This window comes from Rhodococcus sp. ARP2 (assembly GCF_001029585.1).
Lineage (GTDB): Bacteria > Actinomycetota > Actinomycetes > Mycobacteriales > Mycobacteriaceae > Rhodococcus_F > Rhodococcus_F erythropolis.
Genome location: NZ_LEKE01000024.1, coordinates 53,237 through 77,589, shown reverse-complemented (window position 1 = coordinate 77,589; position 24,353 = coordinate 53,237). Strand labels below are relative to the sequence as shown.

The following is a 24,353-nucleotide window of genomic DNA, read 5'->3' as shown; positions in this document are numbered from 1 at the left end:
AGAAACAAGACTCCGGAAGGAGCTCGCATGACCGTCACATCAGACCAGGCGACTACCACTGCGGCAGCAGGCACCGAGCCGCTCACGCAGGAAGAGACCATCGCGTCCCTCGGTCATTACGGCTACGGCTGGTCCGATTCCGACGAAGCCGGAGCCAGCGCGCAGCGCGGGTTGTCCGAGGCTGTCGTGCGGGACATCTCCGCCAAGAAGAGCGAGCCCGAGTGGATGCTCGACATCCGCCTCAAGGCGCTGCGCACCTTCGACAAGAAGCCGATGCCGAACTGGGGCAGCGACCTCGAAGGTATTCACTTCGACAACATCAAGTACTTCGTCCGGTCCAGCGAGAAGCAGGCCGAGTCGTGGGAAGATCTGCCCGAGGACATCAAGAACACGTACGACAAGCTCGGCATCCCCGAGGCGGAGAAGCAGCGCCTCGTTGCCGGCGTCGCAGCTCAGTACGAGTCCGAGGTCGTCTACCACTCGATCCGTGAGGACCTCGAGGAGCAGGGCGTCATCTTCCTCGACACGGACACCGGTCTCAAGCAGCACCCGGAGCTGTTCAAGGAGTACTTCGGATCGGTCATCCCGGCCGGCGACAACAAGTTCTCCGCGCTGAACACCGCCGTGTGGTCCGGCGGCTCGTTCATCTACGTTCCGCCGGGAGTCCACGTGGACATCCCGTTGCAGGCGTACTTCCGCATCAACACCGAGAACATGGGTCAGTTCGAGCGCACCCTGATCATCGTCGACGAAGATGCCTCCGTGCACTACGTCGAGGGTTGCACCGCGCCGATCTACAAGTCCGATTCACTGCACTCGGCCGTCGTCGAGATCATCGTGAAGAAGGGCGGCCACTGCCGCTACACGACCATCCAGAACTGGTCCAACAACGTCTACAACCTGGTGACCAAGCGCACCAAGGTCGAGGCAGGCGGATCCATGGAGTGGGTCGACGGCAACATCGGCTCCAAGGTCACCATGAAGTACCCGGCCGTGTGGCTGATGGGCGAGTACGCCCGCGGTGAGGTTCTCTCCGTTGCGTTCTCCGGCGAGGGCCAGCACCAGGACACCGGCGCCAAGATGCTCCACCTCGCGCCGCACACGTCCTCGACCATCATCAGCAAGTCTGTCGCCCGTGGTGGTGGACGTGCGTCGTACCGCGGTCTGGTGCAGGTCAACAAGGGTGCCCACGGCTCCAAGTCGACCGTCAAGTGTGACGCTCTGCTGGTCGACCAGATCAGCCGAAGCGACACCTACCCGTACGTCGACATCCGCGAGGACGACGTCACCATGGGTCACGAGGCCACCGTCTCCAAGGTCAGTGACGATCAGCTCTTCTACCTGATGAGCCGCGGACTGACCGAGGACGAGGCGATGGCCACCATCGTGCGTGGATTCGTCGAGCCCATCGCGAAGGAACTCCCGATGGAGTACGCGCTCGAGCTCAACCGCCTTATCGAACTTCAGATGGAAGGGGCTGTGGGTTAGTGACCACGCCAGAGACCGGAGTCATCGGAGCTGTTGCCGGGGAGAACCCGACCGCTCCTGTAAAGGGTGCAGCCACAGGCTCACCTATCACGAACAAGGGCGAGCAGTTCTCCTCGTTCGACGTCAATGCATTCGAGGTTCCCGGCGGACGTGACGAGATCTGGCGGTTCACCCCGCTGCGTCGTCTCCGGGGACTGCATGACGGCAGCGCCGTCGCCAACGGACAGGTCACCGTCGAGGTCGACGGGGGAAGCGACATCACCGTCGAGACCGTCGGCCGTGACGACGCGCGTCTGGGCAAAGCCGGCGTTCCCGCTGATCGCATTGCAGCGCAGGCGTATTCGAGCTTCGAGACTGCAACGGTCATCTCGGTGGGCGCCGAGGTCGAGGTCGAGAAGCCAGTCGTGGTCACCATGACCGGCCCCGGAGTCGACAACGTCGCCTACGGGCACACCCAGATTCACCTGGCACAGTTCGCCAAGGCGACGTTCGTGATCGACCAGCGCGGCAGCGGAACCTTCGCGGAGAACATCGAATTCGTTCTCGGTGACAGTTCGCAGCTGACCGTGGTGGCCATCCAGGACTGGGCGGACGACGCAGTTCACGTGACGTCACACCACGCTCGCCTGAATCGCGACGCAGTGCTTCGATACACCTCGATCAGCCTGGGCGGCGACCTGGTTCGCCTGTCCGCCACCGTCAAGTACGACGGACCGGGCGGCGACGCCGAACTGCTCGGCCTGTACTTCGCCGACGCCGGCCAGCATCTGGAACAGCGTCTGCTGGTGGATCATTCGCAGCCCAACTGCAAGTCCAACGTGGTCTACAAGGGTGCGCTTCAGGGCGATCCCGGATCCGGCAAGCCCGACGCGCACACCGTGTGGATCGGCGATGTTCTCATCCGCGCCGCAGCGGAGGGCACCGACACGTTCGAGCTCAACCGCAACCTGGTGCTGACCGACGGCGCCCGCGCCGACTCGGTTCCGAACCTCGAAATCGAGACCGGTGAGATCGTCGGTGCCGGCCACGCAAGTGCAACGGGACGTTTCGACGACGAGCAGCTGTTCTACCTGCGTGCTCGTGGTATCCCGGAGGATCAGGCTCGTCGTCTGGTCGTACGTGGGTTCTTCCACGAAATCATCAACAAGATCGCTGTTCCCGAGGTGCGCGATCGCCTCGAAGCCGCAGTCGAAGCCGAACTCGCAGCCGTCGGCTCCTGACCGCCCCGCCTGCGACACCACCCCGTCGCTACGCTCGCCCGCCTCATCTTGAAGGAATTTCATGTCTACCAGTGACAACACCACCACCTCGGTCCTCGAGGTTCGTGACCTGCACGTCGAGGTCGCCAACTCCGATGCCAACGCCGAGCCCATCCAGATCCTCAAGGGCGTCGACCTGACGGTCCGCTCCGGCGAGACCCACGCGATCATGGGCCCCAACGGCTCCGGCAAGTCGACTCTGTCGTACGCCATCGCCGGTCACCCCAAGTACCAGGTCACGTCCGGCTCCATCACCCTCAACGGTGAAGACGTCCTAGCAATGAGCGTCGACGAGCGTGCACGTGCCGGGCTCTTCCTGGCGATGCAGTACCCCGTCGAGGTTCCCGGCGTTTCCATGTCCAACTTCCTGCGCACCGCCGCCACGGCCGTGCGAGGCGAGGCTCCCAAGCTGCGCCACTGGGTCAAGGAAGTCAAGGAAGCCCTCAGCGAGCTCGAGATCGATCCCTCGTTCATCGAGCGCTCGGTCAACGAAGGCTTCTCCGGTGGCGAGAAGAAGCGCCACGAGATCCTGCAGTTGGGCATGCTCAAGCCGAAGATCGCGATCCTCGACGAGACCGACTCCGGCCTCGACGTCGACGCTCTGCGTACCGTCTCCGAAGGCGTCAACCGCTACAAGGAGCGCGAGAACGGCGGTGTTCTGCTGATCACGCACTACACGCGCATTCTGCGCTACATCAACCCCGACTTCGTTCACGTGTTCGTCGGTGGCCGCATCGTCGAGTCCGGTGGACCGGAGCTGGCCGACGAGCTCGAGACCAACGGCTACGTTCGTTTCACCGCGGACACCGCAGCTACCCAGGGAGCGTAATCACGATGACCACCTCGGTGCGCGAGCTCGACGTCACAGCGGTTCGGGCCGACTTCCCGATCCTGGCGCGAACCGTGCGCGACGGAAAACCTTTGGTGTACTTGGATTCCGGCGCTACCTCGCAGCGTCCGGTCCAGGTTCTCGATGCCGAACGGGACTTCCTGACCACGTGTAACGCGGCAGTACACCGGGGTGCTCATCAGCTCGCAGAAGAGGCGACGGACGCGTACGAGAATGCTCGCGCCACCATCGCTTCTTTCGTGGGCGCGGATTCGGACGAGTTGGTGTTCACCAAGAACGCCACCGAGGCTCTCAATCTGGTGACCTACGTTCTCGGTGACGATCGCTTCGACCGCCATGTCGGTCCTGGCGACGAAATCGTCATCACCGAACTCGAACACCACGCCAACCTCGTTCCCTGGCAGGAACTTGCGCGCCGAACCGGTGCGACGCTCAAGTGGTACGGCGTCACCGACGACGGCCGGATCGATCTCGATTCGCTGGAGCTGACGGACGCGGTGAAGGTCGTTTCGTTCACCCACCAGTCCAACGTGACCGGCGCGATCGCGCCCGTCGAGGAATTGGTGCGACGAGCACGCGCCGTCGGTGCACTCGTCGTGCTCGACGCGTGCCAGTCGGTGCCTCACATGGCCGTCGACTTCCACGAACTGGGAGTGGACTACGCGGCGTTCTCGGGCCACAAGATGCTCGGCCCTTCGGGGGTCGGAGTTCTCTACGGCCGTCGTGAACTGCTGGCAGCGATGCCTCCGTTCATCACCGGCGGGTCGATGATCGAGACGGTCACCATGGAGGTCAGCACCTACGCGCCGCCGCCTCAGCGTTTCGAAGCCGGCGTACCGATGACCTCACAGGTGGTCGGACTGGGCGCTGCCGTGGATTACCTGAACACCTTCGGGATGGACGCCGTCGCCGCGCACGAGCACGTGTTGGTGGAGGCTGCTCTCGAAAAGTTGTCGGCGATCGAAGGTCTGCGCATCATCGGACCGCAGACGTCCGAGAACCGCGGCGGAGCGATTTCCTTTGTCGTGGACGGTATTCACGCCCACGACCTCGGACAGATCCTCGACGACGAGGGCGTCGCGATCCGCGTCGGACACCATTGCGCGTGGCCGCTGCATCGTAAGTTCGGTGTCGCTGCGACGGCCCGTGCGTCGTTTGCGCTCTACAACACCACCGCGGAAATCGATGTTCTCGTTGCAGCGATCAAGCGTGCGCAGGAATTTTTCGGTGTCGCAGGGGAGTTGAACTGAATCATGCGCATGGAGCAGATGTATCAGGAAGTGATCCTCGATCACTACAAACATCCGCACGGCCGCGGACTCCGTGAGCCGTTCGGCGCCGAGGTGCACCACGTCAACCCGACGTGTGGCGACGAGGTGACGTTGCGCGTCCAGATCTCCGAGGACGGAACGGTCTCCGACGTCTCGTACGACGGTCAGGGTTGTTCGATCAGCCAGGCGTCGACGTCGGTGCTGAACGACCTCGTCATCGGGATGCAGGTCACCGACGCATTGAAGACGGTGACGGCGTTCAACGAGATGGTGAGCAGTCGGGGCACCGTCGAGGGGGACGAGGACGTTCTCGGCGACGGCATCGCGTTCGTCGGTGTCTCGAAGTATCCGGCACGCGTGAAGTGCGCCTTGCTCGGATGGATGGCATTCAAGGATGCTGTAGTCCAGATTGTCGACGGCAGTGCTGTGACGACGGCGGACAGCAGCAGTGAATTGGTCGACACGACTGAAGGACAGGGATCATGACCGAGACACAACCAGTGCAGGACGCCGAGGTCGGCGCTCCGGTGAATCCGAATCCCGATTCCACTGCGGAATTCGGTGGCGCACAGGGCAGTGGCACTGTCCCGTCGCCTGAGCGACTCGACGAACTCGAAGAAGCGATGCGCGACGTCGTCGACCCCGAACTGGGAATCAACGTCGTCGATCTCGGCTTGGTCTACGGACTCTTCGAAGACGACGGTGTCGTCACGATCGACATGACTTTGACGTCGGCGGCGTGCCCGTTGACCGACGTGATCGAGGACCAGGCGCGCGGCGCACTTGTGCGTAGCGATCTGTGTACCGACATGAAGATCAACTGGGTGTGGTTGCCGCCGTGGGGACCGGACAAGATCACCGAAGACGGACGCGAGCAACTGCGCGCACTCGGCTTCACGGTCTGACAAGCAGCCTCGCTGCACGATCAACTGAATACATTTCACCGGAGCGTCGGTGCCTGTTCGTCGGGTACCGGCGCTTCGGTTTGTTATATAGGGCCGTTTTAGCCATGATATTCAGGACAATAGTCCCAAATGGTTGTTTGATGAATATTTGCTGGAAGCTGACTGATCGGTAACATCGCAGCTGATTGTCACGATGTGATCTCCGGCGGGCGATTTGCCAGTTTCCACCCGAGCTTTCCAATGTATTCGTCTCATTTCGAAGTGCCCCGATCAGTTCGAAGCGTCCAGCGGACGCATATACCTGTTTGCATCATGATCAAGTTGTAAGAGGGAGATTCGTGTGGATGGCAGTCCCGACCGAGGAATCGTTTCCGCAGCTCGTCCGGACGACGAACTCACCTTCCCTCTTTCTGCCGCGCAACTTTCCCTGCTTGTCGCACAACAGCTTCGACCCGAGATTCCCGTCAGCATCGCTCAGTACGTCGACGTGGACGGCCCGCTCGACATCGAGCTGCTGACCGCTGCCAGTAAACAGACCGGCCGTGAGATCGGCTCCGGATACCTGCGCCTGGTCGAGGTGGACGGGGTTGCGCGTCAGTGGCTCGATCTCGACATGGACGACTCCCTCGACGTGGTCGACCTGCGCGCCGAATCCGATCCGGAATCGGCGGCGCGAGAATGGATGCGCAAAGAGCACACTGCTGCCATCGATCCGTTCACCGATCGCCTGGTCAGGCTGGCAGTCCTGGTGCTTCGCGACGACCATTACTACTGGTACAGCCGTATTCATCATGTCGCGCTCGACGGTTTCGGCGCGATGTCGATGATGAACCGCACAGCCGAGATCTACACCGCCGCGGTGCGGGATCTGCCAGTTCCCCCAGCGGTAACTGCCCCCCTCCAATCGTTGGTGAAGGCAGAGGCCGACTATCTGGGCTCTTCCCGGTGGGAACGCGATCGCGACTACTGGAACACCAAGATGGCCGACAAGCCGGGCGGAACCTCGCTCGCGTCCTCGACTGCTCCGTCGCAGGCGTGGTCACGCCTACGGTCGGCGACGGTACCTACGGAACTGCGAAGCTCCCTCGAACGGCTTGCCGTCGCTCACGACGTGACTACGTCGTCAGTGGTGATCGGTGCACTGGCGGCTTACCTCGCCCGGGCCACCGGGACTCGCGACGTGGTCCTCAGCCTGCCGGTCTCGGGGCGGACGACAAAAGCTGCTCGCAGGTCCGGCGGAATGATGTCGAACGTCGTCCCGATACGTGCGAGTGTCGATCCGCACTTCGCGGTGGGAGACTTGCTGCACGAGGTGAAGATCGAACTCACCGGCGCACTGCGTCATCAGAAGTACCGCCACGAGGACCTACGACGCGACCTCAACGCCGGTGATCACAGCATCGCCGACGGACGCGGCTTCCACGGGCCGTTGATCAACCTCATGCTGTTCCACTCGGGAATCACTCTCGGGGACGCGCACGGCGAACTGAACGTGATCTCGACCGGGCCGATCGAAGACCTCTCGGTCAACGTCTATCAGACTTCCGCAGCCGAAGAGATCCAGATCGACTTCGCCGCGAATCCAGACCTCTACACCAACGAGGACATCACGCGTCACCACCGACGTTTCCTCGAATTCCTCGAATTGTTCTGCGCTGCGGAATCGGGAACTCGATTGATGGACATCGACCCGGACGCCGCGGGGAAGTGGATCGCCGAAGTTCAACACGCCCGCAACGTCGAGTACTGGTCTTCGACATTGTCGAACCCCGCCGAGGATCTGGGTTTGCCGGTCGTCGCCGGATCCGGTCGGACGTCCACGCCCCTCGAGATCGAGGCAGACCTCTGCCGCCGCCTCGAGACGATGGCGACGACGATGAACACGAGTCTGTTCGTGCTGTTCCAGTCTGCGATGGCCGGACTGCTGCGCCGCGTCGGTTCGGCTGACGAGGTGTCGATCGGCGTCTCGGTCCGCGGGTACGGCGCCTCGAACCCGGACGATTTCGTCTCGATGTTCGCCAACCAGTTGGTGCTTCGCTCGACGGTGTCGAACACCATGACGCTCAACGACCTGGTCGGTGCGGTGGACACCGTCGCAATCGAAGCTTTCGAACACGCAGACATTCTTCTGTCTTCAGTAACCGCCGCACTCGGTGACGGCCGCTGGGTGGAGACGGGCCCGTTGTTCCGGGCGATGGTCTGCTTCGAGGAGCCGCTGGATGCTCACCCGAGATTTCCGGGGCTCATGGTCGGTGCGCCTATCGGATCGGATCTGGCCACCGCGCCGGAACTGTTTGTCTCCCTGGCGATTCCGACTGGTGAGCATGCCGAATTCGATCAGCCGATCTCCGGTGTTCTGGATTGGCTCGGCACGAAGGAGCAAGCCGAGGACCTCGCCGACCGTTATCTACGAATCTTGACCGCGATGGTCGGTGCTCCGCACTCGGCGCTCGGCTCAGTGGATCTGCTCCGCCCGGACGCGCGCCAGGCGCTGGTGCCGCCCGTTCTCCCGATTACCCCGGTCCGAACGCTCTCCGACATCCTTTCCGATCGCATTCGGGCGACCCCGGAAGCGATCGCCGTTGTCGCAGGTAGCGAGCGCGTGTCGTACCGCGAACTCGATCGACGATCGAATCAGTTGGCGCGCAAGCTCGTCGAGCATGGCGTGCAATCCGAGTCGTTGGTCGGAATCATGCTGCCGAAATCCGTGGACATGATCGTTGCCGCTGTCGCGGTAGTGAAGGCCGGCGGCGGATACCTCCCACTCGATCGTGCGCACCCCGCCGAGCGTTTGGCATACGTGGTCGAGGATGCGCAACCGGTGTGCGTCATCTCCGATTCCACTTTCCCGAACTCCGCCTTCCCGAACTCTGACGTGGTGGTCGTCGGGGTCGACTCCGACGAGTACTCCGGTGAGGGTCTGGAAACCGATGAGTGCCCGCGCGGGCACGGAGCCGGCAATCTGGCGTACGTGATCTACACCTCGGGGTCGACGGGCCGACCCAAGGGCGTCTCGGTTACCCACGCCACCGTGGTGCGATTGTTCGAGAACACGCAGGTCGAATTCGGATTCGACGGCAACGACGTGTGGACGATGTTCCACTCGTTCGCCTTCGACTTCTCGGTGTGGGAACTGTGGGGCGCGCTGCTCCACGGTGGAACGCTGGTTCTGGTCGATCACGAAGTCTCACGCGACCCCGATGCCTTCCGCGCGCTCGTCGCCGCAGAAGGCGTCACCGTGCTCAATCAAACGCCCTCGGCCTTCTACCAGTACATCGAAGCCGACCTTCGAGCCGATTCGGCGACCCGGCTCCGGTACGTGATCTTCGGTGGCGAAGCCTTGGATCTTCGTCGCCTCGGGCGCTGGTACGACAATCACGCGGGCTACGACAATCACGACAATCCCACGGAATCCGGGCCCGCACTCGTCAACATGTACGGCATCACCGAGACGACGGTGCATGTCACCCATCTCGAACTCGACCGGGCGAGCGCGAGTGCGGTTACCGGCAGCCGGATCGGTGACGCGATCGACGGACTTCGTGTGTACCTGCTCGACGAGCATCTCTCCCCGGTCCCGGTGGGGATTGCGGGGGAGATCTATGTCGCCGGCGGTCAACTCGCCCGTGGCTATCTGGGCCGACCAGACCTCACCGCGGGCCGGTTCGTCGCCGATCCGTTCAATGCCGGCGGACGACGGTTGTACCGGTCCGGTGACCGCGCACGATGGATTGCGCCCGGACAACTCGAATACCTCGGACGCGGCGACGCGCAGGTCAAGATCCGCGGATTCCGGATCGAACTCGGCGAAATCGACTCCGTCATCCTCGGCGCGCCGGGAATCGACGACGCCGTGACCGTCGTGGCTCCGACGCCGGCCGGCGGCGCTCTCGTGACCTATGTGACCGCTTCGGACGCCGTGGACGCCGAAGCCCTTCGCACGCACGCCGCCGAAGCCCTCCCGACCTACATGGTTCCCGATGCCTTCATGGTCATCGATTCGATTCCGTTGACCACCAACGGAAAACTCGACCGGCGTGCGCTGCCGTCGCCGATCCTCGCCTCCACCAGGGTCTTCCGGCCCCCGACGACCACGACCGAGGGCAAGGTAGCCGCGGTTCTGGCTGACATCCTGGGTAGCGGACCGCTCGGGCTCGACGACAATTTCTTTCATTTGGGCGGAAACTCGCTGGTAGCGACGACGGCTGTGGCGCGCTTGACCGAAGCCACCGGAGTTCGTATGCCACTGCGTGCGCTCTTCGACCATCCCACGGTGTCCGGGATCGCGGCGACGATCGAGCGTGCTGCCCAGACCCCGGACGCTGACGGTATCCAGGTCGTGGCCCGGCCGGCGGTACTACCTCTCGCTCCCGCGCAGCAGCGACTGTGGTTCCTGAACCGCGTCGCACCGGAATCAGGTGCATACAACATTCCGTTGGCGGTGTCGTTGCGCGGCGACGTCGATCCCGACGCACTGAGCGCCGCGATCGTGGACGTCGTGACACGTCACGAGTCACTACGCACCGTGTTTCCTCAAATCGGGGACAACGCAACGCAGAAGGTTCTGGGCCTGGGCGAGGGTATCGCGGGGCTCGAGTCGATCGAAGTGGAACGCGAGAATCTCGAAAGAGTGATCTTCGAATTCTCCTCGGCGGGTTTCGATCTGGTCCGCGAACGCCCGGTCCGCTACCTGCTGATCACTGTCGCCGACGATGAGGAAGGCGATGGCAAGGACGGCGATGACGAGCAAGCAGTCCTCGTCGTAGTTCTGCACCACATGGTGGCCGACGGCTGGTCGCTCGCGCCGTTGGCTGCTGATCTCACCGGCGCTTACGCCGCCCGCGTCGGCGGCAACAGCCCGCAGTGGGCGCCCCTTCCGGTGCAGTACGCCGACTACACGCTCTGGCACCGAGAACACCTCGGCGACGCGGCATCCACCGATTCGCTTGCCCACTCACAGATCGCGTTCTGGAAGCAGCAGCTGGCGGGAGCGCCCGAGCAACTCCACCTGCCGACGGACCGTCCGCGCCCACTCGACCCGACCATGCGCGGGGCCGGAGTCGACATCAGAATTGGCGCTTCCACTCATCAGAAGCTCGTTGTACTCGCCGGCGATCACGACGCCACGCCGTTCATCGCCCTGCACGCGAGCTTCGCCCTGCTTCTGGCCAGGTACAGCGGCACGGACGACATCGTCATCGGAACACCGGTGGCAGGACGAGGGGACAGATCTCTCGATCTGCTCGTCGGCATGTTCGTCAACACTCTGGCCTTGCGGACCGTCGTCGATCGGGACGCGACGTTCGCCGCACACCTGTCGCAGGTCAGGGCCGTCGACGTGGATGCCTTCGACAATGCGGACGTGCCTTTCGACGTCGTCGTGGACGCGCTCGAACTGGACCGCTCGCCTGCGCACCATCCGGTCTTTCAAGCTGCCATCACCTCTCGGATAACCACGGCTCACACAGCCGAACTGGCCGGGGTGTCGATGACGGCGCGGGCAGTCGAGACGGGGCTGACCAAGTTCGACCTCGAGCTCACCGTCACCGAACGTCACGAGTCCGGGGCCGCAGCTGGAATCGATGCCACGTTCACCTATTCCACCGACCTGTTCGACAACGCGACGGTCGAAGCGTTGGCTCGAAACTTCGTGACCCTCGTGGAATCGGCAGTATCGGAACCGACTGCACCGGTTGGTGATCTTCGTGTACTCGGATCCCGGGAGAGTGCCGCGATATTGCCGCGGCGCGGCGTGGCTTCGGTGGGCGAATCGACGCTGGCGCAGATCCTCGGGGCTACCGCGAGGACGTATCCCGACGCGATCGCCCTCGAAGACTCCGAGCGCTCACTCTCGTACGGGGAGCTGGAGCGTCGATCGAATCGGATCGCTCGATACCTCATGGACCTGGGCGTCGGCCCCGAGACACCGGTCGCACTGGCCGTCGCCCGATCGGTCGACTCCGTGCTCGCAGTCTGGTCGGTCACCAAAGCCGGTGGCGTTTTCGTCCCGGTCGATCCCCGTTATCCCGCAGATCGAGTTGCGCACATGCTCGAGGATTCGGGTGTGCGGATCGGAATTCGGTCCGCCGAGGTTGCGGCCGGTCCGGCAACCGGCGGGAACGTCGCAGTCTGGATCGACCTCGGCGACGCGGACACGGTTGCAGAATGTGCCGCCTACTCCGACGCTGCCATCGACGACGCTGCCATCGACGACGCGGACAGAACAGCGTCGATCACTGCGGCGTCGGCTGCGTACGTCATCTACACCTCCGGCTCGACCGGAGTGCCGAAGGGCACCGTCGTCACTCACGCAGGTTTGGCCAATCTTGCTCGCGAACAACAGGATCGGTACCGGATCACCGCCGGGTCGCGGACTCTGCATTTTGCGTCACCGAGCTTCGACGGCGCCGTACTCGAGCTACTGCTCGCCGGTTCGACCGGCGCGACGATGGTGATCGCCCCTCCCGACATCTACGGAGGGGAGGCGTTGAGCGAGTTCCTCCGAAGCCGCGAGGTCACTCATGCCTTCATCACTCCGGCTGCTCTGGCGACCGTCGATCCGGCGGGCGTGACGGCACTGGAATGCGTAGTCGTCGGCGGCGACGTGTGCACCCCGGAATTGGTCTCGAGCTGGGGCAACGGGCGCAGACTGCACAACGGATACGGTCCGACCGAAACCACTGTCATGGTTGCCATCAGTGACCCACTCTCACCGGGCGAGCCGATCACCATCGGCGGTCCCATCCGCGGAATCGACGCCGTGGTGCTCGACGCTCGGCTGCAACCGGTCCCGATCGGCGGCGTCGGCGAGCTGTACATCGGTGGGCCGGGGCTTGCACGTGGTTACCACCTTCGTCCCGCGCTGACGTCGGATCGTTTTGTCGCGCATCCGTACTCGACGTCCGGTGCGCGGATGTACCGAACCGGTGACCTGGTCCGTTGGACCAAGGACCTGACCCTTCGCTACGTGGGCCGCAGCGATCATCAGCTCAAGATCCGCGGGTTCCGCATCGAACTCGGCGAGATCGACGCTGCTCTGATGGATTCCCCTCTCGTTCACTTCGCCACGACGATTCCCGTCGAATCCGCCGCAGGCACCACTCTGGCGTCGTACGTGTTGCTGAGCGGCGACGCTGATATCGAGTCGCTGTTTGCGGCACTCGCCGACACGCTGCCGCGGTACATGATTCCGTCGTCGATCACCCCGATCGACGCGATTCCGTTGACTCCGGTCGGCAAACTCGATCGGAGAGCATTGCCGACGCCGATACCGCGCGAAGTCCTCGGTACGGGTCGTGAACCCGAGGCCGGGCTCGAACGCACCGTCGCCGACGTGTTCGCTTCACTGCTCGACGTACCCGAGGTCCGGGCCGGAGACAGTTTCTTCGATCTCGGGGGCAACTCGCTCGTCGCGACGCAGGTGTCCGCGCGGTTGAGCGCAGCGACGGGACTCGCTGTGGACGTGCGCTCGATCTTCGAAGCGCCGACCGTCGAAGCGCTCGCTGCACGTCTGGCGGCGAGCGCCGAAGAATCAGACGATCGACCTGCTCTGAGCGCCGGTGCTCGCCCGGACCGACTACCGCTCTCCGCTGCGCAACAGCGCCTGTGGTTCGTCAATCGCTTCGACCCGCAGTCCGCGGTCTACAACATTCCGTTCGCGATCCGGATCACCGGAGACATCCACGGCGATGCACTCGAGGAGGCGCTTGCGGACGTCATTGCACGCCATGAGGTGCTTCGAACGATCTACGTCGACAGCGCCGACGGCCCGAGCCAGGTCATCCGAGCAATTTCCGACGTGCAGTTCTCCGTCGAGCGCTATTGCGGATCCGAAGGTATCGAATCCGCGACGACGGAGTTCGCGGCGCGTGGGTTCGATCTCGGTTCGGATCTGCCGATTCGGGCCATGCTGGTGCGCGAGGACACTTTCGCTCACGTACTGATTGTCGTCATCCACCACATCGCCTTCGACGGCTGGTCCCTGACTCCCTTCGCGACAGATTTCGTCGCGGCGTACTCCGCACGCGTCGTCGGAGACGCCCCGGTTTTCATACCGCTCGACGTGCAGTACGCCGACTACGCGGTGTGGCAGCAAGACTCGCTCGGGCAGATCGACGACCAGGAGTCTCTGGTTGCCCGCGAGCTGACCTTCTGGACCGCTGCCATGGCTGGTGCCCCGGACGAGGTACTGCTACCGGTGGATCGCCCACGCGGATCTGTCACCACGACCGCCGTCGGATCGGTGCCGATCGTCATCGACGCGGCGACCGGGGAGCGGCTCGCCGCCTTGGCAAGGCGCAGTGGCGCGACGCAATTCATGGTCGTACACGCGATCTTGACGGTTGTTCTGGCGCGTCTCGGTGCTACCGACGACGTGGTGGTCGGCACTCCTGTGGCAGGCCGCGGCCGACCCGAACTGGATTCCCTGATCGGGATGTTCGTCAATTCGGTACCGCTTCGCACACCGGTCGATCACCGAGCGTCGTTCACCTCCCTGCTCGAGGTCGTCCGTGAACGCGACCTTGCCGCCTTCGCGCACCCCGAGTTGCCATTCGAGGTGCTGGTCGACGCCCTCGATCTCGACCGGTCCACTACGCGACACCCGCTGTTTCAGGTCATGCTGTCGTACCACCAGAATGTGGTCTCGCCGCAGGTAACCGTCCACGACGCGCATCTCGAGGCGCAAGCGCTCGAACCGTCCGTCGCGAAGTTCGACCTCGAGTTCACCCTGCTGGCAGGCGATTCCGAGAAGGCGGAGATCACCGGGTCGCTCAGGTTTGCCGAGGCGCTCTTCGACATTTCCACTGCGGAAACGATCGCCGCACGTGTGCAGTCGGTGGCCCGTGCCGTCGCCGCAGACCCGGACACCGCAATCGACGACATGGAATTTCTCAGCACCCTCGAGCGGGCGTCGCTGATGCCGGTACGAGGTCCGGCGTGGACCAGTTCGCGCACCTTGGCCGAAATATTGACGCGGACCGCCACCCGTTCAGGCGATTCGGTGGCCCTTCGATCTGGTGACACCACCGTGCTCTACCGAGATCTCTTCGCCCGTGCATCGGCGCTTGCCCGCCGTTTGACCACGGAAGGTATCGGCGCCGAAGACATTGTGGCGATAGCGATTCCGCGTTCGATCGACTCGATCGTCGCGTTGTGGGGCGTTTCCTTGACCGGCGCCGCGTTCGTTCCGGTCGATCCGCGATACCCCGCCGATCGCATTCTGCACATGCTCACCGACTCCGGAGCCACTCGCGGAGTGACAACGGAAGCGGTGATCGAATCACTGCCCCGTCCGGTTCCGTGGATGACGATGGACGACATCCACGGCGACGGTGTCTGGCAGCCGGTTCCTGCCGCGCCGATCCGAATCGACAACCTCGCCTACATCATCTACACCTCCGGATCGACGGGAAAGCCCAAGGGTGTCAGCGTCACTCACCGTGGCCTGAGCGCATTGGCCGCCGAGCAGACGGCGCGCTACGGCATCTCGGCGCACTCGAGGACGCTGCACTTCTCCTCACCGAGCTTCGACGCATCCATCCTCGAACTGCTGCTCGCCGTGGGTGAGGGCGCGACGATGGTAATCGCATCTCCCGATGTGTACGGCGGCGAGGACCTCGCAAAACTGATCACCGATCAGCAGGTGAGCCACGCGTTCATCACGCCGGCTGCGCTGGCCTCGGTCGATCCCACCGGGCTGGACGTCTTGCAGTCGATCGTTGTCGGCGGCGAGGCCTGTTCACCCGAACTGGTCCGCAAGTGGGCACCGGGTCGCCGGTTGTTCAACGGTTACGGGCCGACGGAAACCACGGTCATGGTGTGCATCAGCGATGCCCTGACGGTGGGGGAGACCGTGACCATCGGCGGGCCCGTCCGGGGCGTGTCCGCGGTAATTCTCGACGGCTCGGCTCAGCCGGTACCCGTCGGGGTCACCGGTGAGCTCTACATCGCCGGCCTCGGACTTGCCCGCGGCTACCTCGACCAACCCGCGTTGACGGCGACGCGATTCGTGGCAGCGCCGTTCGGCCCGGCCGGCGCCCGCATGTACCGGACCGGTGACCTGGTTCGGTGGACGCCGCTCGAGACGATCGAATACGTCGGACGCTCTGATCATCAGGTGAAAGTGCGCGGATTCCGCATCGAACTGGGCGAGATCGACTCCGTGCTCAGCGCTTACCCCGGCGTCGAGTTCGCGGTCACCGTGGGCGTCGACGCAGCTTCCGGTGAGACGATGTTGGCGTCGTACGTAGTGCTCGGCGCCGATGCGGTCGAGATGGACGAATTGCTGATCCATGCGCGCCGCTCACTGCCCGCCTTCATGGTGCCGTCGGCGATCACCCCGATCGAGCACGTTCCGCTGACCCCCGTCGGGAAACTCGACCGATCGGCGCTGCCGGCGCCGACACTGCGTTCGTCCGAGCGGAGTGTCGAGCCGCTGACCACCGCGACCGAACTCCAGGTTGCCGGCGTCGTGGCGGAACTGCTGGGTATCGAACAGATCAGTGCGTCGGACAGTTTCTTCGAACTCGGCGGCAACTCACTGCTCGCCACCAGACTTGCCCAGCGACTGGGCGAATCGTTGGGCAGGCAGGTACCTGTCCGAATGCTGTTCGAGCACCCCGAAATTCGGGAACTTGCCACCGTGCTCGACACATCCGCCGGGGCGAAGCCGCTACCACCGATCACCGCCGTCGACCGCCCCGAGCAAGTTCCGCTGTCCTACGCGCAGGCCCGCATCTGGTTCCTCAACCAGATGGATCCCGGCTCACCCGCGTACAACGTCCCTGCCGCGATCTCCCTCGACGGTGCACTCGACGTCCCAGCCCTCGAAGCTGCGGTCCTCGACGTGATCGAAAGGCACGAAATCCTGCGCACGGTGTTCCCCGACTCCGACACCGGCCCACACCAGGTGATCCAGGATGCATTCACCTCGCTGGAGTACGCAAATGCGGACACCCGTGAACCGGCAGAGCTCGCCAGAGAATTCGCGTCGTGTGGATTCGACATCACGACCCAAGCTCCCGTTCGCGCGCTCCTGCTCGAGTCGACGCCGCAGCACCACACGCTTGTCATCGTGATCCACCACATCGCGGCGGACGGATGGTCGATCGCGCCGTTGATGAAGGACGTGCTCACCGCCTACGTCGCGAGAAGTTCGGGACGCGCTCCCGAGTTCACCCCGCTCGAGGTGCACTTCGCGGACTTCGCCATCTGGCAGCGGGAAGCGCTGGGCTCTGTGAACGAATCCGAGAGCGTGCTCGGGGCACAGGCGTCGTACTGGCGGGAGACGTTGCGGGGAGCACCTGAGCTGATCGACCTTCCGAGCGATCGAGCGCGCCCGCTCACCCAGTCGTTGAGCGGCGGCCACACCGCGGTCTCGCTTCCGGCGCACACCCGGATCGCGGTCGAGGCGGTCGCCGGCTCGAATGCGGCGACGCCGTTCATGGTGTTGCACGCTGCCTATGCCGTGCTGCTGTCCAGGCTGAGTCGAAGCACGGACATCGTGATCGGATCTCCGGTCGCCGGGCGAGGACACCGAGTTCTCGACGACCTCGTGGGAATGTTCGTGGGCACGGTCGGACTGCGCACGACGGTCGATCCCGGGTCGACGTTCGTCGACGTTCTGCGTACTGTCCGCTCCGTCGATCTCGACGCCTTCGCCCACGCGGACATTCCGTTCGAGCAGGTCGTGGACGTTGTGGCGCCGACCCGGACCACCGACCGTCATCCGGTGTTCCAGACGATGATCTCGTTCCACGGCGCCCACCCGACGACGTGGGACCTGCCTGGACTTGCCGTTCGTGCCCACGAGATCACACCGGACATCGCCAAGTACGACCTGCAGTTCACCGTTGTCGAACAGACCGCGGAGGAAGGCGGCGGCTACGAGGCCTCCCTCACCTACGCGAAGGACCTCTTCGACACCGATACGGCGGAGTCGTTTGCGGTGATGCTGGAAACGATCATCGAGACACTGACTGCCCAGCCCTCCGCCGTCGTCGGTGACGTGGATCTTGCGGGACGTGGCCTGCGTGCGTTGCCCGGACGTCCGGCCGGCGATGCTTTGACCTTGCCGGAGTTGCTGCTTCGCGGCGCGGCCGATCCGCATGCTCCGGCAATCGTCGACGTCGCGGCTTCCGCCACGCTCACGTACGGCGAACTCGACCGACGCTCCGACGCAATGGCGTTTGCGTTGATCGCTCGCGGGATTGCGCCGGAAATGATTGTGGCACTCGCGCTTCCGAGGTCGGCCGACTATGTGATCGCGCTCTGGGCCGTAGCGAAAGCCGGCGGAGTGTTTCTTCCCGTGGACCCGGCGTACCCCGCCGAGCGGATCGAGCACATGCTCACCGACAGTGGGGCGGTACTCGGTATCACCAGGGGCGAGTATGTGGCCGGCCTTCCGGGCTCCACGCCGTGGATCGAGCTCGACGCGGTCGAATTCACCACCGAAATCGAGGCAGCCCATTCCGAGACACTGCCGGACGCGCCACTCGAGCTCGATAACCCGGCCTACCTGATCTACACCTCGGGCTCGACCGGAAAACCCAAGGGCGTATTGGTCACTCACGCGGGATTGGCTGCGTTTGCCGACGAACAGCGGGAACGTTTCGGCGTCACCGCGCACTCTCGCGCTCTGAGCTTCGCCTCGACGAGCTTCGACGCGTCGGTTCTCGAGCTCCTTCTGGCATTCGGCGCCGGCGCAACGATGGTGATTGCGCCTCCGACGGTTCTCGGCGGTGTCGAATTGCACGAACTGCTCGACGAGCAGACGATCACCCATGCATTCGTGACTCCGGCCGCCCTGGCGACTGTCGATCCCGCCGGTCTCGACCATCTCGAGGCCGTCGTTGTCGGTGGCGACGCCTGCACCGCCGACCTCGTATCTCGGTGGGCGCCGAGGCGCCGAATGTTCAACGCGTACGGCCCGACCGAGGCTACCGTCGCAGTCACCATCAGCGATTCACTCGTCGCGGGGGAGACCGTGACGATCGGCGGTCCGATCCGAGGCGTGGATGCGATGGTTCTCGATTCCCGACTGCACTCGGTCCCCGGACGGGTCGTCGGTGAGCTCTACGTGTGCGGCGACGGTCTCGCCCGCGGGTACCTCGGCAACCCCGCGCTCACGGCAGCGCGGTTCGTCGCCGACCCGCACGGACCCGAAGGCTCTCGGATGTACCGCACCGGAGATCTTGTGCGTGAAGATCGCGCACGGTCGCTTGTCTATCTCGGACGCGCGGACCACCAGGTCAAGGTCCGAGGGTTCCGGATCGAACTCGGTGAAATCGACGCGGTGCTGGCGTCGGAGGCGTCCGTGCATTCGGCTGTGAGCGTGGTCGTCGGCGACGGCGTCGACGCTCGGATCGTCGCGTACGTCGTCCCGGCACACGGGGACGTCGACGTCACCGCACTACGACGCCACGCAGGCACATCCCTACCTGCGCACATGATCCCGTCCGCTTTTGTCACGATCGGTGCAGTCCCGACCACACCGGCGGGCAAGCTGGATCGCGCAGCTCTGCCTGCGCCCCTCTGGGAGGCGCCGAGTGGACGCAGTCCGGACGGCAGCGACGAGATTGCGATCTGCGCTGCTTTCGCGGAGGTACTCGATCTCGCCGACGCAGACACGTACGCCGATTCGAGCTTCTTCGAACTCGGCGGAAACTCGCTCATGGCAACGCGTTTGGTCGCTGCCATCAAGGAACGCACCAGCATGACCGTCCCCGTCGCGTGGATATTCTCCGACCCGACGCCGGAGGCATTGGCGCGCAGACTCTTCGAACTCGAGGCAACAGTTGTGACAAGTGACGCGGATACCTCCGCACTTGCAGTAGTCCTGCCACTACGCCCGGAAGGCCGCGCCGAGCCACTGTTCTGCATCCATCCGGCCATCGGATTGGCCTGGTGCTACGGGGCACTCGATCGGTACGTCGATTCCAGCCGGCCGCTCTACGGCCTGCAGTCGCCGATTCTGACGGACCCCGAATTCCGGGCGGAGCTGATCGAGGACTTCGCGGCGCGGTACGTCGAGGAAATTCGCGGAGTTCAGCCGCACGGTCCGTATCACCTGCTGGGGTGGTCGATCGGGGGATTGATCGCTCACGCGGCGGCGGTGCAGTTGCAAGCAGCGGGTGAGAGCGTCGCCGACCTGATTCTTCTCGACAGCTTCGTTCTCGAAGACCCGACGATGGCGGGCGCGCAGCCTTCTCTCGCCGAACTGATCGGCGGGTTGGGGATCTCGGTCCCGGACGCCGACGAGCGTGAGATGACACCGGAGGACGCCGAAGCGCTCTTGCATGAAGCCATCGGCGATCACCCTTTGGTCTCGAGCGATCGGATCGAGCGACTGTTCGAGGAATACTCCGCAGGCGCGGAGCTTGCCCACCGGTACCGCCCGGGCAAGTTCGTGGGCGATCTGCTGTTCTTCTCGGCACAGACCGACACCTTCGACCCGCTGCGAACGGCGTCGGCGTGGCGACCGTTCGTGTCCGGGGTGATCATCGACCGTCCGGTGCCCACGTCACACGCCGAAATGTTCACCGAGGCAGGTCTGGAGGCGATCGGGCCCGTGATCAACCTGGCGGTCGGAACGGGTCGTCACGCGGCCCCGGACGTCGACGCTGAGTTGGACGCTCTGATCGAGATCCAAGACGTGCGCGGCTGACTCAGGCTCGTTTCTTCCTCGGTGTGGTCGACTTCGACGAGCCGGCCTTGGAGGCGTTCGACTTCGCTTCGTCCACACTGCGCTGCAGTGCGGCAACGAGGTCGACCACCTCTGCATCGGTGCCCTCCTGGTCGACCTCGGCGGCGGGGATGACCTTCTTGCCGCCGTTCTCGATCATCTCGTCGAGCAACTGCCGCAGTTGGAGCTGGTAGTCGTCGGTGAACTCGGTCGGATCGAAATCGCCCGCCATGCTCTCGACGAGCGTCTGCGCCATCTTCAGTTCCTTGGCCTTCGGCTTCTCCACGTCGTCGAGTGAAGGGAACTCTGCTGCGCGAACTTCGTCGGGCCACAGCAACGTCTGGATCACGAGGACGCCGTCGCGAGCGCGCATCGCGGCCAGGCGCGTCTTCTGTCGCAGAGTGAAATGCACCAGTGCCGTTCGATCACTCTCGGTGAGCACAGTCGAAAGCAGGACGTACGCCTTCGGCGACGCCGAATCGGGTTCGAGGAAGTAACTCTTCTCGAACAAGATCGGATCGATCTGATCGTTCGGCACGAATTCCAGCACCGGAATCTCGTGCTTCTCCGCGGCCGGGAGTTTGTTGAAGTCCTCGTCGCTCAAGATGACGCGCGATCCGTCTTCCGAGTCGTACGCCTTGTCGATGTCCGCGAACTGAACCGTGTTTCCGCACTCGGAACACACACGGTTGTACTTGATGCGGCCACCGTCTTTTGCATGGACCTGGTGAAATCGGATGTCGTGGTCCTCGGTCGCCGAGTACACCTTGACCGGAACGTTGACCAGACCGAAGGCTATCGAGCCTTTCCAAATCGAGCGCATGCCTCCCATGATGGTCGCCCCCAGCCGATTGCGCGAGGCAAACGCTCACGGTTGATCCCGAACCGTTGCGTCCGGGTGGGCCGGTTCGAGGCGCGGCGAGCGGGTATCCGCTCCGAGAATCCGACTCGCACACCTGGGGGCATACTCCGATGAGTATCCGAACCTACCGTCGACGCGTAGCAGCAGCGCTGGCAATTTCACTGGTTCCACTGCTGTTTGCGCCTTGGCCCGCGAACGCAGATCCGGCACGCACCGTAACCATCAGCGTCCACTCCGATGCGATGGGCCGCGACATTCCACTCGAGGTGATCCTCCCCGCCGACACGAGCGCCCCACGGCCCACGTTGTATCTGCTCAACGGCGCCGGTGGTGGCGAGGACAGTGCAACGTGGGAAGGACGGACCGATGTCCTGGACTTCTTCGCCGACAAGAACGTCAACGTCGTGACGCCGCTGGAAGGAGCGTTCAGCTACTACACCGACTGGCAGAAGGACGATCCCGTACTCGGACGCAACAAGTGGCAGACGTTCCTCACTCGCGAACTGCCGCCAGTCATCGATGCGCAGTTCGGTACCAACGGGGTCAACTCCATCGCGGCGATCTCGATGACCGCGACCTCGGTACTCAATCTCGCGATCTCAGCCCCAGGGCTGTATCGGAGTGTCGGGGCCTACAGCGGGTGCGCGGAGACTTCCACCCAGCCGGGTCAGGACTACGTGCGACTGGTGGTCGGTGCGCGGGGTGGCGCTGATCCGACAAACATGTGGGGACCGTTCGACGGTCCGGGATGGCGCGAGAACGATCCCGTCGTGAACGCGGAGAAGTTGCGGGGGACCGAACTGTACGTCTCCACCGGATCCGGGCTGCCAGGTCCGCACGACAACCTTCAGGCGCCCGATGTGAACGGAAATCCCGGAGCACTCCTGAATCAGATCATCGTCGGCGGCATCATCGAATCCGCGGTCAACGGGTGCACACACGGATTGGCGGACCGACTGAACGCACTGGGCATCCCCGCGACCTTCGACTTCAAGCCGAGCGGAACCCACTCGTGGGGTTACTGGCAGGACGACCTCCACAACTCCTGGCCGATGATCGCCAGCTCGATGGCAGCGCAGTAGTCGGTGCGGATCTAGTCACCGGAAAAACGGCGCGCGCATCAATGTCTTTCTCACGTGCCACGGTGACGATCGGAACAGTGTTGCCATCACCTTCGCCGTCGCGGCCGCGTCCCGCCGATCCGACAAGTAGGACCGCTGGGCCTCGACCGGTAGATCGAAGAACTTGTCGAAGAATGTGGTGACTTCGCCCGAGTCGAGGGCGAGAAGTGCGTTCAGACCAACGCGGCGGAGAGCGGATACCGCCTTGGCCGAGCGAGGCCAGAGTGCCACGTTCGGATCGTCACCGTCGGCGATTGCTTTCGCGACAGTGTCGGCCTCGGCGAGTGAGGAGGCAACGCTGTATCCGGTTCCCGGATGCATCAGACCGCCTCGCCCGCCGAACCGGAGGACAGCGTCCGGGGACGAGTCCCTTGGGCCTTCGACCGCAAAACGGACTCGCTCGACCGGCGCGTCGTCGGGGACTTCGCAGCCCCGATTGTGAAGTCGGGTGCGCAGACGTGTTTCGAGTTCGCGCAACCCCAACGCCGGCCGGCCGACGAGGCAGGTCTCCTCGAGGAGGACTCGCTCGTTGTCGAGCGGGACCGCGTAGAGAAACGACGGAGTGTCGGCGTCGGAGGTGCCGTTGTCTGTTCGCCAGTCCATGAACCAGGCCTCGCTGCCGCCCAGAATCGGATCGGCCAGAGCTCGGTCCACGATCATTCCGAAGGCCGTCTGCTGCGCGGTTGTCACTGCCAGATCGGTGCCTCGGGCGTCGACGACGACGGATCCCGTCAGCTGCGATCCGTCCACGCACACGACGGTGGTGGTGGACAGTGTTTGAGCGCGTAAGCCTCTGACCTTTGTGGATGTGTCGGAGAGAAATGATTGCAGTAAAGGTGTATTCAATACGCAATAGATGCGAGCAAGCGTTTTCTGCCCGCTGGTCCACACGCTCGGGCGTTCGATTCGGCTCGCGATCACCTCGTCCGGCAGCCACGACGGCAGCTCGTCTGCCCACGCCGAGTACGTCGGCGTCCACACCCGATGAGGATGCGGATCGACAACGACAACGGTGAGTTGCCGGGCGATACAGCGCGTCGCGAGTGCCCGCCCCGCCGGCCCTCCGCCCACGATCACCACGTCGGCGGAGGAGTCGAGTGTGCTCATGATCGGCGCACTACATCGATCCCGTTGCGAGCAGACCGCCGTCGACCCGGACCGTTTCGCCGGTGATCCATGCCGCCGCGTCGGAGACGAGGAAGCCGACCAAGCCGGCAACGTCCTCGGGGGTGCCGAGCCGCTTCATCGGGTAGCCCGCCGACGCCTTGTCCTCGCCGGCAGCGACCAGTGCTGCCGCGAACTGCGTCTTGACGATCCCGGGTGCTACGGCATTCACACGAATCTTCGGTCCCAGTTGCCAGGCCAGTTCTTCCGTCAACCGGATGAGCGCAGCCTTCGACGCGCCGTACGCCGCGATGACGCCCGTCGACCGGATCCCGGCCACACTTGCCAGGTTGACGACGGCTCCACCGTGTTCGCCCATCCACGCCCGATGTGCTTGTTGGACGTAACCGAGGGCGGCAACCACGTTCACGTCGAAGATCTTGCGCACGGCGTCGAGGTCCGCCTCCATGAGCGAACCGAAGACGGGATTGATTCCGGTGTTGTTGACCAGAATGTCGAGCGAACCGAACTCGGCGACGGCGCGGTCGACGGCACCGGATCGGGCCTCGGCATCGGCTGCGTTGCCCGCGAATGCGACGACCTTGCCGCCGTGCCCCAGATCGGACAGTTCGGATGCAGCAGCCTCGAGGGGCTCCGGCTTGCGGGCTGTGATCAAGACGTCGGCGCCGCGAGCGAGGAGTTCGGCGGCGACAGCTTTGCCGATTCCGCGACTTGCGCCGGTGACGATGGCGGCGCGGCCTTCGAGGTCGCGAGGACGAGTGCTGTTTTCGCTAGTCATGTCCCGAACGT

At 64.0% G+C, this 24,353-nt stretch carries 11 protein-coding genes; 8 read left to right on the top strand and 3 right to left on the bottom strand.

The annotated features are described in order from the left end of the window. Nucleotides 1–27 precede the first annotated feature (27 nt). The 7 genes from sufB (at nucleotide 28) to ABX74_RS04700 (ending at nucleotide 20,438) form a co-directional block, all read left to right on the top strand. Nucleotides 28–1,488: a Fe-S cluster assembly protein SufB gene (gene sufB, locus ABX74_RS04730; protein WP_003944799.1), complete on the top strand. Its 1,461-nt coding sequence runs from the start codon at nucleotides 28–30 to the stop codon at nucleotides 1,486–1,488. Next, entirely contained in the window at nucleotides 1,488–2,708 is a 1,221-nt protein-coding gene (sufD, locus tag ABX74_RS04725) for a Fe-S cluster assembly protein SufD (protein ID WP_020907733.1), read from the top strand. Before sufB ends, sufD begins: the two co-directional genes overlap by 1 nt. 61 nt (nucleotides 2,709–2,769) lie before the next feature. Then, a complete protein-coding gene (gene sufC / locus ABX74_RS04720; RefSeq protein ID WP_003944795.1) occupies nucleotides 2,770–3,576 on the top strand; it encodes a Fe-S cluster assembly ATPase SufC in 807 nt (268 codons plus the stop codon). A 5-nt stretch (nucleotides 3,577–3,581) separates the two neighbouring features. Next, on the top strand, nucleotides 3,582–4,847 hold the full coding sequence (locus ABX74_RS04715) for a cysteine desulfurase (RefSeq protein WP_003944865.1): 1,266 nt from the start codon (nucleotides 3,582–3,584) through the stop codon (nucleotides 4,845–4,847). Nucleotides 4,848–4,850: 3 nt separating this feature from the next. Next, nucleotides 4,851–5,354 (top strand): Fe-S cluster assembly sulfur transfer protein SufU, encoded by a 504-nt coding sequence (gene sufU, locus ABX74_RS04710; RefSeq protein WP_003944894.1) that lies wholly within the window; start codon nucleotides 4,851–4,853, stop codon nucleotides 5,352–5,354. Then, a complete protein-coding gene (locus tag ABX74_RS04705) occupies nucleotides 5,351–5,773 on the top strand; it encodes a metal-sulfur cluster assembly factor (protein ID WP_003944963.1) in 423 nt (140 codons plus the stop codon). The genes sufU and ABX74_RS04705 overlap by 4 nt, the downstream gene beginning before the upstream one ends. A gap of 340 nt (nucleotides 5,774–6,113) precedes the next feature. After that, entirely contained in the window at nucleotides 6,114–20,438 is a 14,325-nt protein-coding gene (locus tag ABX74_RS04700) for a non-ribosomal peptide synthetase (RefSeq protein WP_047888337.1), read from the top strand. Between the two features lies 1 nt (nucleotide 20,439). Here ABX74_RS04700 and ABX74_RS04695 read toward each other — a convergent pair whose 3' ends face one another. Next, nucleotides 20,440–21,288: a Ku protein gene (locus ABX74_RS04695; protein WP_020907736.1), complete on the bottom strand. Its 849-nt coding sequence runs from the start codon at nucleotides 21,286–21,288 to the stop codon at nucleotides 20,440–20,442. 140 nt (nucleotides 21,289–21,428) lie between these two features. On the opposite strand from ABX74_RS04695, the gene ABX74_RS04690 reads away from it, so the two are divergent. After that, nucleotides 21,429–22,400, top strand: coding sequence for an alpha/beta hydrolase (locus tag ABX74_RS04690; RefSeq protein WP_020969603.1), 972 nt, complete (start codon nucleotides 21,429–21,431; stop codon nucleotides 22,398–22,400). A gap of 15 nt (nucleotides 22,401–22,415) precedes the next feature. Here ABX74_RS04690 and ABX74_RS04685 read toward each other — a convergent pair whose 3' ends face one another. Continuing rightward, nucleotides 22,416–23,546 (bottom strand): lycopene cyclase family protein, encoded by a 1,131-nt coding sequence (locus ABX74_RS04685; protein WP_047888336.1) that lies wholly within the window; start codon nucleotides 23,544–23,546, stop codon nucleotides 22,416–22,418. A 10-nt stretch (nucleotides 23,547–23,556) separates the two neighbouring features. Next, nucleotides 23,557–24,342, bottom strand: coding sequence for an SDR family oxidoreductase (locus tag ABX74_RS04680; protein ID WP_019748418.1), 786 nt, complete (start codon nucleotides 24,340–24,342; stop codon nucleotides 23,557–23,559). Between the last annotated feature and the right edge of the window lie 11 nt (nucleotides 24,343–24,353).

Coding starts and splice junctions, on each gene's coding strand:
- sufB (WP_003944799.1), top strand. CDS start 28: ATGACCGTCACATCAGACCAGGCGACTACCACTGCGGCAGCAGGCACC.
- sufC (WP_003944795.1), top strand. CDS start 2,770: ATGTCTACCAGTGACAACACCACCACCTCGGTCCTCGAGGTTCGTGAC.
- ABX74_RS04715 (WP_003944865.1), top strand. CDS start 3,582: ATGACCACCTCGGTGCGCGAGCTCGACGTCACAGCGGTTCGGGCCGAC.
- sufU (WP_003944894.1), top strand. CDS start 4,851: ATGCGCATGGAGCAGATGTATCAGGAAGTGATCCTCGATCACTACAAA.
- ABX74_RS04705 (WP_003944963.1), top strand. CDS start 5,351: ATGACCGAGACACAACCAGTGCAGGACGCCGAGGTCGGCGCTCCGGTG.
- ABX74_RS04695 (WP_020907736.1), bottom strand. CDS start 21,288: ATGGGAGGCATGCGCTCGATTTGGAAAGGCTCGATAGCCTTCGGTCTG.
- ABX74_RS04690 (WP_020969603.1), top strand. CDS start 21,429: ATGAGTATCCGAACCTACCGTCGACGCGTAGCAGCAGCGCTGGCAATT.
- ABX74_RS04685 (WP_047888336.1), bottom strand. CDS start 23,546: ATGAGCACACTCGACTCCTCCGCCGACGTGGTGATCGTGGGCGGAGGG.
- ABX74_RS04680 (WP_019748418.1), bottom strand. CDS start 24,342: ATGACTAGCGAAAACAGCACTCGTCCTCGCGACCTCGAAGGCCGCGCC.